The sequence below is a fragment of the Bacteroides sp. LFL-34 genome (genome assembly GCF_027257075.1).
Taxonomy (GTDB): Bacteria; Bacteroidota; Bacteroidia; order Bacteroidales; family Bacteroidaceae; genus Bacteroides; species Bacteroides ovatus.
On sequence record NZ_JAPQKZ010000039.1, the window covers coordinates 1 to 13,085 of the forward strand.

At 38.8% G+C, this 13,085-nt stretch carries 8 protein-coding genes; 3 read left to right on the top strand and 5 right to left on the bottom strand.

Annotation, left to right across the window (positions count from 1 at the left end):
• Positions 1–707: 707 nt before the first annotated feature.
• Positions 708–2,282: an ATP-binding protein gene (locus N5O98_RS20105; protein WP_004313876.1), complete on the bottom strand. Its 1,575-nt coding sequence runs from the start codon at positions 2,280–2,282 to the stop codon at positions 708–710.
• Positions 2,283–2,472: 190 nt separating this feature from the next.
• On the opposite strand from N5O98_RS20105, the gene N5O98_RS20110 reads away from it, so the two are divergent.
• Positions 2,473–4,026 carry an ATP-binding protein gene (locus N5O98_RS20110; protein ID WP_087318173.1) on the top strand — a complete coding sequence of 518 codons (1,554 nt, stop codon included), beginning with the start codon at positions 2,473–2,475 and terminating at the stop codon, positions 4,024–4,026.
• A gap of 48 nt (positions 4,027–4,074) precedes the next feature.
• Here N5O98_RS20110 and N5O98_RS20115 read toward each other — a convergent pair whose 3' ends face one another.
• The 4 genes from N5O98_RS20115 to N5O98_RS20130 form a co-directional block, all read right to left on the bottom strand.
• Complete coding sequence (locus tag N5O98_RS20115; protein WP_022199040.1) at positions 4,075–4,923, bottom strand: DNA/RNA non-specific endonuclease; 849 nt, start codon at positions 4,921–4,923, stop codon at positions 4,075–4,077.
• A gap of 127 nt (positions 4,924–5,050) precedes the next feature.
• Entirely contained in the window at positions 5,051–7,084 is a 2,034-nt protein-coding gene (locus N5O98_RS20120) for a DUF6359 domain-containing protein (RefSeq protein WP_229037498.1), read from the bottom strand.
• A 20-nt stretch (positions 7,085–7,104) separates the two neighbouring features.
• A complete protein-coding gene (locus N5O98_RS20125; RefSeq protein ID WP_022199009.1) occupies positions 7,105–7,947 on the bottom strand; it encodes a DUF5689 domain-containing protein in 843 nt (280 codons plus the stop codon).
• A gap of 47 nt (positions 7,948–7,994) precedes the next feature.
• Complete coding sequence (locus tag N5O98_RS20130; protein WP_134978791.1) at positions 7,995–10,523, bottom strand: TonB-dependent receptor; 2,529 nt, start codon at positions 10,521–10,523, stop codon at positions 7,995–7,997.
• 199 nt (positions 10,524–10,722) lie between these two features.
• Here N5O98_RS20130 and N5O98_RS20135 point away from each other — a divergent pair, with 199 nt between their 5' ends.
• On the top strand, positions 10,723–11,748 hold the full coding sequence (locus N5O98_RS20135; RefSeq protein WP_004305199.1) for an endonuclease/exonuclease/phosphatase family protein: 1,026 nt from the start codon (positions 10,723–10,725) through the stop codon (positions 11,746–11,748).
• A complete protein-coding gene (locus N5O98_RS20140; protein WP_008642847.1) occupies positions 11,745–12,902 on the top strand; it encodes a DNA/RNA non-specific endonuclease in 1,158 nt (385 codons plus the stop codon). Before N5O98_RS20135 ends, N5O98_RS20140 begins: the two co-directional genes overlap by 4 nt.
• Positions 12,903–13,085: the final 183 nt, after the last annotated feature.

Consider the following 13,085-nt stretch of genomic DNA (forward strand, 5'->3'; position numbering starts at 1 on the left):
AGTGAATAAAATTAAAGCGGTAAAAAGACAGATGTACAATAGGGCAGGAATTAAACTACTGAGAGCGAAGATTATTTATTCACAATAGAAGAAGTACCACCAAATTTGACGAAGAACCACTTTTTAAAGGTTCTTAATCAAATTCCGTGCTAGTAAAGCTCATTGAAAGGCCGATGGATAAAGGGATATCGGCATATTAGAAATAACAAATAAATTATCCAAACTATATGCATCTTAAAGTACTCCAGAATAGCCATGAATAAGGTAATTGAACATAAATAAGTAGCACGGAATTTGATTAAGAACCTTTTTAAATCTCTAGTAAAGTGTTGTGAGATTATATTTCAGCTCATTCCTACACGATTTTACTCATTTCCGTACCGTTTTGATTCTTTTCACCACAGAGGACACGGAGGACACAGAGGTTATAATTATCTATGAATTAGAACTTTGAAACCTCTGCGTCCTCCGTGTCCTCTGTGGTGAAACAGTTCATTTATGCACCGAAATAAATCTATTTTTAAGGATGTGATTGTCCTGAATCAAATCCCCCAATTTCCAGACTGCGCCAGCAAGCTCTCTCATACATAAAAATGAAAATCCTCTTTCAATCTATCACCACTCTGTAAATACAATGAATAAAGAGTTTCAGAACGATGGTGATAGGTTGAAAGAGGTATTGACAAAATCAATAGGGAAAGAAAGAATTATACTTCCTCTACAATTTTCCAATCACCAATACTTCTTGTCGCACTATCGAAGTTAACTCCTACTTTTACAACTTTCCGATGATCAGGCTGATAAGGAATAATATACCCCTTACTATTTATTTGCTCCAGTGCTTCCTCCGGAGTTCCATCTACCTTAAATTCAAAGACATAAATGGCATCTTGCATCTTTACTACCACGTCTGCCCGTCCGATTGCACTTTTCACCTCTGTATCTACATACTGCCCCATCAAACGGAACAACAAATAGAAAATTGTCTGATAATGTTTTTCCTGCTTATTTTCCAAATCATTGGGAATTGAAGCAAAGAAAGACCTTATTCTCTCCAGACATTCGGTCAGTTTTCCGGCACGCAAATCCTTGATAAAAGAGACTACATAAAAGGTATTCTCACGGGCAGGTAAATGCACATACGCGGGCATAAGAGATTCTATGAATCCTTTCCGCACTTCTTTGTTAGGATAAGCCAATGTGTAGAGTTGGAACTCCGGATCATATCCCTTGATGGTAAGATAGCCGCTTTGATAAAGTACAGGAAGAGGATCGGTAATAACACTCGTTGGCGCGTCAAACTGTTCTGCAGTAGCCGTTGCACCATCCAATTCGCGAATATCAAAATTACTCTGCTGCAATATATTAATTAAAAAAGTAGGTGTCCCGGTAGAAAACCAGAAATTGGCATATTTCTTCTGTGCAAAAGCATTGAACAAACTGAATGGATTGTAAATGTCTTCGCAGTTCTCACTAAAATGATATCCGTCATACTGCTGCTTCAAATGCGTACAAGCCTCCTCGTAGGTTTCATTATTAGCCTGTGCCATCATTTCAATATCAGTTTTCAATTGTGTACGCAATTCCCGTTCGGTTATGCCACAGATAGCACTATAATCATCTCTCATGCTGATATTCTGCAAATTATTCAGTTCACTGAAAATACTCATTTGACTGAATTTGCTAATACCTGTCAGGAAAAGGAAACGAAGATATTCTCCTTGCGCTTTCAAGGGACTAAAGAATTTCCGCATTTCTTCTCGAAGTTCATTTTGCAGTTCCGGCAAATGGTTACTGTCTAATAAAGGAGCATCGTATTCGTCGATAAGTACTACTACCGGTTTGCCCGTCTGTTCATAAGCACGACGAATCACTCCCCGGAAACGTTCCGCAGGCGTACCTTCTACTTCTTCCTTTCCATAGAGTTTTTCCCAATCGTATAGGTTCAGATTCAACTGTCCCAAAAGGTCGGAAAGTGCTGTGTACTTTGTCATACTGAAATCAAGGTGCAACACCGGATAGACATTCCACTCTTTCTCCAAACGCTCCATTGCCAAACCTTGAAACAAGTCCTTCTTCCCCCGAAAATAAGCATCAAGAGTGGACACCAGCAAACTTTTTCCAAAACGACGGGGACGACTCAAAAAATAAACCTTATTGGTATTAGCCAAACGATAAATCAACTCCGTCTTATCTACATAAACGTTGTTATTATTGCGTAAGTCTTCAAAATTCTGTATCCCTATCGGGTATATTCTGAAAGTAGTATCAGTAGTATCCATAATGCCTATTCTTATAAAATTGAAATGTAGACAAATATAGGCATTAAAATATAGACTTCAAACAGTACGTACTGTTTTCTACACTCCATTCAGTTAAAAGCAACTATACTTATACTTTCCTCTTTTTAAAAGCAATGAAGTACCCGGAAATTTATTACCTTTGTGTAATTGATTTATAAAACCGGAGTATATGAGCACTAAAATTTATCCCATCGGCATACAGAATTTCGAAAAGATTCGTAATGACGGCTATTTATATATTGATAAAACGGCATTGATGTATCAAATGGTAAAAACCGGTAGTTACTATTTCTTAAGCCGCCCGCGCCGCTTCGGAAAGAGTCTGCTCATCTCTACTCTTGAAGCCTATTTTCAAGGAAAAAAAGAACTGTTTACAGGACTGGCTGTAGAAAGGTTGGAAAAGGATTGGATTAAATATCCGATACTACATCTGGACCTTAATATCGAAAAATATGATACGCCGGAAAGTCTGGATAATATACTCGAAAAATCGTTGACTGCATGGGAAAAGCTCTATGGTGCCGAGCCATCCGAACGCTCATTTTCTTTGCGTTTTGCCGGTATCATAGAACGCGCCTGCAAGCAGGCAGGACAACGCGTAGTTATTTTGGTAGATGAATACGACAAACCCATGTTACAAGCTATCGGCAATGAAGAGTTGCAAAAACAATTCCGGAATACCTTAAAACCATTCTATGGGGCACTCAAAACAATGGATGGCTATATAAAGTTCGCGTTCTTGACCGGCGTTACAAAGTTCGGCAAAGTCAGTGTGTTTAGCGACTTGAATAATTTGGATGACATCTCAATGCGAAAAGATTATATTGAAATCTGCGGTGTCAGCGATCAGGAGCTTCATGAAAACTTAGATATCGAACTTCATGAGTTTGCAGAGACGCAAAGTTTGTCGTATGACAAACTCTGTACAAAACTAAAAGAATATTATGATGGCTATCATTTTACACATAATTCTATCGGTATATATAATCCGTTTAGTCTGCTCAACGCTTTCAAATATAAAGAATTCGGCAGTTATTGGTTTGAGACGGGGACACCTACCTATCTGGTTAAGTTACTAAAAAAGCATCATTATGATCTGGAACGGATGGCACACGAAGAAACTGATGCACAAGTACTGAATAGCATCGACTCCGAATCAACCAACCCGATTCCAGTGATTTACCAAAGCGGATACCTCACCATTAAAGGATATGACGAACGTTTTGGCATATACCGTTTAGGTTTCCCCAACCGTGAAGTAGAAGAAGGATTCATTCGCTTTCTGCTTCCTTTTTACGCGAATGTGAATAAGGTGGAATCCCCATTTGAAGTTCAAAAATTCGTCCGTGAAGTAGAAACGGGAGATTATGATTCTTTCTTCCACCGCCTGCAGAGTTTCTTTGCCGATACGACTTACGAAGTAATCCGGGAGCAGGAACTACATTATGAGAACGTACTTTTCATCGTTTTCAAGCTGGTTGGCTTCTATACCAAGGTGGAATACCACACTAATGACGGGCGTATAGATCTCGTGCTACAGACAGAGAAGTTCATTTATATAATGGAATTCAAGCTAAACGGAACAGCAGAAGAGGCTTTGCAGCAAATTAATGACAAACGCTATGCGCTGCCTTTCGAAGCGGATGGACGGAAACTATTCAAGATAGGGATTAACTTCAGTGAGAAAACCCGTAATATCGAAAAATGGGTAGTAGAATCCTGAAGTATACCCCGCCTTGACAAAGAGTCTGTTATTATTAACGTGGTGATCTTATTCCAATCCCGGCCACGCTTCTGTTGAATACGTAGCCTCAAGCGCATTTTCTAAATTATCATTCAGACTCGGGAAGAAATCGATTCCTGTCTTTTCTTCCAGTTCGTCTATTGATAATGCATAGTCAACTAACTTTGTTGATTTCGGAGAGTCGGTATGCTCCATCCAAAAAGCGATCGCTTTGAATGAATCTCCTTTTTTAAACAACAAAGCCATATAATAATATCTAGGAATGGGCTTGCTACGGTCGTTACTAATATATCCTCTGATCTGATCTTCCTTATCAATCGTTCCTCCTTTTACCACATATAAAGTATCTGAAGATGTACAGCTACGTCCCCATGATTGCACCTGTCCCTCCAAAGTCAACCATATACCTGTATTAAATTTATTCCGTTGAGGACTCATATTAGTGTAATAAAAAGTCTGTTCATTTACCTCACGTGAATAAAGTCTGTCGGCGGAAGCACAAAGATGTCCTCTGTCATAACCTTGTTTTCCAAAATCTGCTTGTACACGTTGATACTGTGAACCAATAGCTGGATCTGCATCAAAAGGTTCATCACTACGTGACACATTTTGCTGTTTTGTTTGATTGTCAAACCGAAATGCAATCCAACGGGAATGTTTCTTACTCTTATCGTATTCCATACTGAAAGAGGTTACTTTCTGTCCATTGAATGTCGTATAGTGAGTTACAAACACATCGTTTGCACCATTGCGAAGGGCAGGAAGTTCTACGATACCGGTGGCAAAATTATTGGAGTTGTTGTTTTCATCTTTATCACAAGCACAGAAGCTTATGCACAACAGACTCAATAAAAGATACTTTTCTAAATATTTCATATTTCAATTCTTATGATAACCTACGATACATATCCCTATTTCCTGTATAAGAGGAAAAGAAAAAATATCTCAAAGAGAAAACTCAATTTCTCCTTTGAGATATTTTTGTTATACTAGTCTAATACTATCATTTCAGCTTGACACCAAAGACTGCACCACGTTCTTTGTCTGTCGAAAATTTAATCTTAGAATTAGCAGTGATGCCAATTAAAGTATATTCGTGATAGTCTGTATCAGTAACGGGCACAATTGTAAAAGCAGTTCCCGAACCTGAAAAGCCTGTATTCGCAATCAAACTCACCGTCTTTGAAGCCTCACCACCTTCAAAAGTACCTCCACCTACAATTTCTACAGTTAGACTTGTACCATTCTTACCACTCCAAGCAACAGAATAAAAAGATAATTTTGTTTTTACAGTCCCTAGAGCGTCAGATGTCCATGTTCCAGCAACGCCATTTTTTCCCAACTTTAAACTAGCAAATTCATTCACAGTACAATTATAATAGAAATCGACTTTAGAATCAGAAGTAGTAGGCATTGCTATATTACTTTCGTATGGATCCAGCTCTGGATCTGGTTCCGGATCTACTCCTCCACCGTCTACGATTCCACCATCTGTCGTTTTTAAACTAGCATCATCAACCAATAAATTTCCTCCAGGTTTCTTCGAGTTCATTACAAGCAAACATATCTTTTTCTGCTCTAATAAAGTAAATGTATAACTTTTAACCACCCAATCAGCATTAGTCAAATCATTGGCATAATCACCATACTTGTAATCATTTCCACCAATTACACCATCATCACCAATTGGTACATAACCTAAAGCTGCACTTGCTGTACTTCCTGCTGTTGCAGCTTTTAAATATGCACTAAAAGTATAAGTACCAGCCTTCAATGTCATTTCTGTACTGCCTAGGCGCTTATTACTTTGTGGGTCACCCTTTACCAAAACGGACGAAGCACCACTCCGTTTATCAGTAGACTGTTCAAGAGTCGCACTACTTGCTGTAGATGCAGACTTCCAACCTGTCGGATATCCATCTGCCCAGTTTTCAAATCCTCCATTAGTTAATAACTCTGTACCTTCTCCTGGGGTTTCTCCACCACCTTGGCCTTTTCCTGCTTGAATATCATCTAAACGATAGCTTAAAGCTTCTGTGCTACTTGTACTAGTATATTTGAATCCAACAAAACCCGTTTGTCCTGCATAACTATCCAACTTAGCTTCCAATGGCACCCATGTGTTATCAGTTGTAGGCATCCCATCAATTGTCAGCTTACTAGATTCCATCTTACCATTCACTAATTTCAAGAAGTAAACTTCCAAATTAGAATTAGCAGCTGCTGTTGCATAATTATAAACCGCACACTTGAAAGAGACAGTCTTATCTGCGATTTCATCAACCTTAAAAGCCGGAGTTACGAACCAACATTCAAAATTACTACCTGAAGCATTGTAAGAAGTAGCCTGAATATATTTATCTGTATTATTAAAGATTTTTCCTTGCCAACGTCTACCACCAGCAACAGCTACATTATACCAATTTGCCAAAAGATAATCGTTATTATTTACTGCATCATCAAAAGTAGCAGAGAATGAGTTCACAGGATTAGAATCATCCAGTCCGAGAGGATTATCCGGATCTGTTTCACCACTTCCACCAACATCTTTACCATCTAATGTCGCTGCAGTTGTACTCTTCACTCCTGGAAATCCATAGAATTTTTCCAATGAACCCTGGATAGCAAGAATATGTCCCAAATTAGTGGCATTTTCTGCAAGGTTTAATTTCGAATACAGCTCTGTTCCAGAACTTAATTGCACGCAAACACAATTCTTTACATTTGTCTCTGTTGCACTAGCAGCTATCAACAGATTATTTTTAGCTGTAAATGGTGCTGCAAATTTTGCACTTCCAGAAGGATCTTCGTAATTTTCTACAGTACCCACAATATATCCTTGCACCCAAGCAATTGTACCGTCTTGTTTCTGTTGTGCTGCTTCTATGCTATATGGATTTTCTTTCGTACCATCACCCGTCAATCCCGGAACATCACCTTCTCCCAATATATCATAAGGAGCCGGTACATCACTACATGAACTAAATGTGAACACCGCAAGCAGTGTCAAGAATAAAGCATTTAGAATCTTTTTCATAATTATATGTGTTAATTGAATTAATTATTTCGTTTGATATCGCTTAAAGTACGAACAACAACCTCCCACTGGTTATTGTAACGCAACAAAATACCTGTAATATTTACACTACCTTGCGGCATTACTTCCATTGAGAAGTTTGCATAAGCACTGGTATAAAGGAATAGATTACTTCCACTCTGCGTACCGTCAGCATAAGTGAAATAACGTTTTACTGAACCTTCATCTCCTGGAGCATAAGTCGCTGTTCCATCTGCTTCGGAAAGTTTTATATCTTTGAAAGTAACCAGTACCGGAGCTTCTTTCAAGTCTATAGCAGCAAGATTAGCTGGAGTAGTAATTTCAATCGGTGTCAGTTCTGGATAGTATAATTTAGGTTCATTAATCAGACGTACATGTTGTTTCCATACATATTCCGGCATACGGCCTACAGAATTATTATATACTGTTCCGATCTGTGCCTGTTTACGATAGCTACCTATCTGCAAACCCTTACAGTCGATTACCACTTTCTGTCCTACCGGGCAGAATGCATACAATCCGGTTGCATTAACACCGATAACGATAGCACCTGTCTCATCTGCTACCACCAGCTTCTTATATAAGTTTCCACTTTCGTCATCGCAGGTAATCACTCCTTCAATGCGCGTTTCACCTTCGATAGTGGTATAGGTATCTTTACTTGTATCGATGAAATCATTGTATTTCTCTTTCAGCGCAGCTATTGAAATAGTACGTCCTTCCGGGATTGAATTATTGCCATAAGCATTTCCCGTCACCGGATCATCATAGTTCTCACAGGAAGTGAGACCTGCGCCACATAGCAGCAATCCGGTACATAATATAGTTAGTAATTTCTTCATAATTGTTTCTTCCTTTCTTATTGTTTTGGATTGATAACTACACATTCTTAAAACCTATAACCAATGTTCAAGAAAGCGTTGAACGGGAATGCGTAGAAATACTTAGAGTTCTTAGAAAACTTGTAAACACGTGCGTCACCGTCTTTGTAATTATCATCACGGTTTTGTTCGAAACCGCCTGTACGCAAATCTGTATTGTTCAAGATATTAGTCAAACTCAAATTAAGGCTAATGCTCTTTCCATTACGTAAACGAATGTATTTTCCGATGGAAGCATCCAACATAAATCCACCATCCAGTTTCTCCTGACCTGGTACATGGAGAACCGGATTTCCATTAGCATCTACGCCGGCACCATTTTTATCCAATACGCTGCCAAGACGACGATAGCTTGAGAAATCGATATATACACGATCATAATAGTTTCCGGTCAAATTGAAGAACCAACCTTTTACGTTATAATCCAAAGCAAGGCTATAAGCAGAAAGCGGAGTACCATTAGCACGCATACCTTTAGCATAAACACGATCGAGGTTTGACTCATTCTCACTTTCATATGTCAATACAGCATCCGGATTATTGGCGTATTTAGCTTCACTCCAAGTACCGATAGCCGTCAATGAAAGTTCACTTGTCAACTTAAAGGTAGCCGCTGCTTCTATTCCCCAATGTTCCTTTTCAATGCCATTCATAGAAAGATAAGTGAAACGTGCTTCGCTATCATTATAAAAAGCATCCATTTCTACCTGATTCTGGAAGCGAGTGTAATAACCAGTCAAACGTCCCATCACCCATGGAGTGTTGAAGTTATAAGTCAAATCACCACCAATGATGCGCTCTGTTTTCAAGTCTCTCACAAAGTCATTCTTAATACGTGGAGCAATAAAAGAGTTATAGGCCAACGGTGCACGTTCTTCATATCCGGCATTCAACGTGAAAGAATGGTTACCATTGATAGCCCAATTCAAACCGGCTTTTATACCTCCTTCAAGGAATTTAGCCGTACCGCTGCTACCAAGTGATTTCAACGGAGCACGTCCGTTTCTCATCAATCCATCGCGGAACATCTGTGTAGATCCTATCTTACCGGAAGCAAAATAGTTTAATGACCCGCCATTGTTACCCTGATAACGCACCCATGCACTCTGCTTATTCACATAGATGTTATAATCATAACCAAATTTATCACCTTCACCAATACGGCGGTTAGGATTATCAAGATCATTTTGCACCATACTGGAACTAGCTCCATGATCGCGCACTGCAAATTTGTCGACGTCAGTATAAAGCTGTCCGCCCAGCAAATCCTTCATTTTTTTATAATGCATACCTTTGGTTGTATTCACGGCAACTCCCGCAATGTAGCTGTTGTGTTCATTCCATTGATGATTGAATACCGAACTAAGGTTGAAAGCCAACTGATCATCATGACGTTCTTCTACATAATAAAGTGTCTCTTTACCTAATGCATTCGCCTGTTTATTGGCAAAATAAAGAGCATCCCAATCTAACTGACGATAAGCTTTATTATTTTTCCAATTATCTGTAACTTCATTAAACTGCTGCAATTCATCGGCAGTAGGAACAGATTCCCATACATCAAAGATTGAGCTAGGCAACTTTTTATAATAATCCGGGCGTGGATCGGCCGCATTACCATTCCAGCCTAGAGCACTTTTCCCATAGTTGGAATATTTGAATCCGGCACTTGTCACTAACTTCTTATTATCATCAATGGTGAAATTCCATGAAGCAATAGCCGATGGTTCGAACTGACGTACAATACGTGCATTTCGTTTTTCTCCATTCTGATATCCCCAGTTCGGATTATAATAATGACTGTTCGCTAAATAATAAGCTTCTTCGGTTGCCGCCATTTGCTGTCCTCTCTCTGTCGGTGTTCCCCAAGTTGCCAAAGAGAGACTATGGCGTTCGTTGAATACTTTCTCCGCACCGAGAAAGTAAGAAAAAGAATTATATTTGATTCCTTCAATATTTCCCTCATTACCCCAGCGATAACCCAATGATCCGGTAAATGCCCAACCATTGTTCATCAGACCTGTAGAATAAGTATACATTCCACGCAAAATGTAGTTGCGGTTACTACCTGACAGTGTTAGTTTTGAGCCGGCCGCATATTGGCTGGCACGTAAATTGATATTGGTGGCACCTCCTATCGCGCCAAAAGTAAAGTTGTTAAATTCAAAAGGACCGATCCCTTCCTTATTACGGGTAGCATCGTTCAATCCTCCTATTAATCCGTAGCTGAAACGTCCTGTTTCTGCATCATTAAACTGTACCCCATTGATATACATGTCACTGTACTGGGAATCATATCCCCTTACACGAAATCTCATTGGGCTAAACAGATAACCTACATTTGACAGATAAACATCATTGTTAGAAGTGACCAATGCAGATGTGCTCTGTGCTGCATCATCATCCTCATTCAATTGTGATTCTGTAAACATGAAAGAAGCATTGTCCTCACGGGCGTTTTGCTTTGCCTTTTGCTGCGCAAAAAGTGCTGGCATTAAGCAAAATAGCACGATCGCTAACCCTAGTCGTTGTTTCATAATTTAATTTATATTAATGTTAATTGGTCTTTCATTTTGCAACATAAAAGAAATATGTTGTTACGCAAAATAACAAAGAATTTTATATATAACAATGTTTTTTGCAAAAAAAGTAACTAGCAAGGGTGGTTTTTCCGTTTTCTTTTTAGATATTTGTCATACAAATGACAAATTACCACTTTTAAAATCAATTTTAAAGATGAAAAAAAGCTTAATGACTTTAGGTGTACTCGCTCTTTTTGTCCTCATGGCCTACGGACAAGAAAAGAAATTTGCCCTCTACAGTGTAGCGTTCTACAATATGGAGAATTTGTTTGACACCATTCATGATGAAGGTAAGAATGACTACGAGTATCTTCCTAACGGTACTAATCAGTGGAATACGATGAAGTATAAGGCTAAGCTGAAAAACATGTCGGAAATATTAAGTATGTTAAGTACCGACAAGTTACCAATGGGTCCCGCCATTATCGGCGTTTCTGAAATCGAAAATTACAGAGTATTGGAGGACATACTGAAACAACCTGCTTTAGCGGACAGAGGGTACCAATATGTTCACTACGAAGGAGCAGACCAACGTGGTGTGGACTGTGCTTTCTTCTATAATCCCAAATTGTTTGAACTGACAAATAGTAAACTCGTACCTTATGTATATATCAATGATACGGTGCATAAGACACGTGGTTTCCTGATTGCCAGCGGTAATATCGCAGGTGAGAAAATGCACTTTATCGTCAATCACTGGCCTTCGAGAGCAGCTGCTTCTCCGGCGCGTGAACGCGCAGGGGAGCAGGTTAGAGCGATCAAAGACTCACTGTTAAGGGAAGACTCCGCAGCCAAAATTGTTATCATGGGGGATATGAATGACGACCCGATGGATAAAAGTATGGCCGTAGCACTTGGAGCTAAACGTAAGCCTGCTGATGTAGGACCTACAGATTTGTACAATCCTTGGTGGGATACTTTGAAAAAAGGATACGGAACTCTGATGTACAAAGGCAAATGGAATTTGTTCGATCAAATCGTATTCACCGGGAATTTATTGGGCACTGATCGCAGTACACTGAAATTCTATAAACATGAAATCTTCCGCCGTGATTTTATGTTCCAAAAAGAAGGGAAATACAAAGGTTATCCTAAACGGACGCAAGCAGGTGGTGTATGGCTAAATGGGTATAGCGATCACTTGCCTACTATTATTTATCTAATTAAAGAAGTGAAATGACAAAAGCATTATTTAAACTATTCATCCTGTTCATAACTTGTAGCACTGTAATCTCATGTAGTGAACAGGATTCTCCAGAACTTCCGGACAATCCGGGCAATACCAATCAAGGAATTGCCTCTATTGACCAAACGCAAATCAATGCAAATGGAGGCGGATTTATCATTCGTGTAAAAGCTGATGGCACATGGCAGGCTTCAAGTAGTGAGACTTGGTGTACATTGAGTAGAACATCCGGCAATGGAAATGGCTCTATCAGTGGATATATGAAAGCAAATACCGGAGCTGAACGAAGTGTCATTATTACAATCATAGCAGGGAAAGAAAAAGCAGAGTTTACACTCAAACAATTAGCAGGCAATGGTTCTAATCCTGATCCAGATCCAGACCCGGAAAAGCCTTCAGGATATGCAGGGAGGATTGAAATTCCAGCTTTGCGTTCTGGAGATATGTATAAGTTCATCACACACACTACTAAAGAGAATAACAAAGAGATTATTACTTATAGCTATGAGTATGATTGTAACAAAATGCATTCTCGTTGGGTCGCATGCACTTTTAGCACCGCCACTTCTGACCAAGATGCAGGAAGAAATGAGAACTTTACAGAAGATCTTTCATTACCTCCAGCATACAGACTTGGAGAAAAAGCTTTTTCTGGTTCTAACTACAGTAGAGGACATTTAATAGCTTCCGAAGACAGACAATATTCAGTAGCAGCCAACAAAAAAACATTCTACATGTCAAATATGAGTCCACAAATTCAAGATGGATTCAACGGAGGTATTTGGCTAAATTTAGAAAGACAAGTTCAAAGTAAAGGCTATAGCATTACTAATTCAAAAGATACATTATATGTAGTAAAAGGGGGAACAATTAGGGATGACCAGATACTAAAATATATATCTGATGGCTCTCATAATATAGCCGTTCCCAAATACTATTTTATGGCACTGTTATCCCTTAAAGATGGAAAATATTCTGCCATAGGGTATTGGTTTGAGCATAAATCTTATAATAGTAAAGAACCCTTTTCTAAATATGAGGTTACTATAGACGAGTTAGAAGCTAATACGGATATTGATTTTTTCCCTAATCTTCCTTCAGACATAGAAAAAGAGGTAGAAAAGAGTAAAGACAACTGGAAATGGTAACAAGTCATACCACTACTTAAAGATATTCAACAAATATCTCACTTTGAATTTAAATGAAGAGTAAGTTTCCTTTTTAATGAAATTTACTCTTCATTTTTTATCCATTTCACTTTATCGAGTATAGTCGATAAAAACACCTCTATTTTATCGATTATATTCGACAAAATAGTAAATTACTTGAAT

What these genes read in the sequence shown, in the direction of transcription:
- N5O98_RS20105 (WP_004313876.1), bottom strand. Translation starts at nt 2,282, where the DNA reads ATGGATACTACTGATACTACTTTCAGAATATACCCGATAGGGATACAG.
- N5O98_RS20110 (WP_087318173.1), top strand. Translation starts at nt 2,473, where the DNA reads ATGAGCACTAAAATTTATCCCATCGGCATACAGAATTTCGAAAAGATT.
- N5O98_RS20115 (WP_022199040.1), bottom strand. Translation starts at nt 4,923, where the DNA reads ATGAAATATTTAGAAAAGTATCTTTTATTGAGTCTGTTGTGCATAAGC.
- N5O98_RS20120 (WP_229037498.1), bottom strand. Translation starts at nt 7,084, where the DNA reads ATGAAAAAGATTCTAAATGCTTTATTCTTGACACTGCTTGCGGTGTTC.
- N5O98_RS20125 (WP_022199009.1), bottom strand. Translation starts at nt 7,947, where the DNA reads ATGAAGAAATTACTAACTATATTATGTACCGGATTGCTGCTATGTGGC.
- N5O98_RS20130 (WP_134978791.1), bottom strand. Translation starts at nt 10,523, where the DNA reads ATGAAACAACGACTAGGGTTAGCGATCGTGCTATTTTGCTTAATGCCA.
- N5O98_RS20135 (WP_004305199.1), top strand. Translation starts at nt 10,723, where the DNA reads ATGAAAAAAAGCTTAATGACTTTAGGTGTACTCGCTCTTTTTGTCCTC.
- N5O98_RS20140 (WP_008642847.1), top strand. Translation starts at nt 11,745, where the DNA reads ATGACAAAAGCATTATTTAAACTATTCATCCTGTTCATAACTTGTAGC.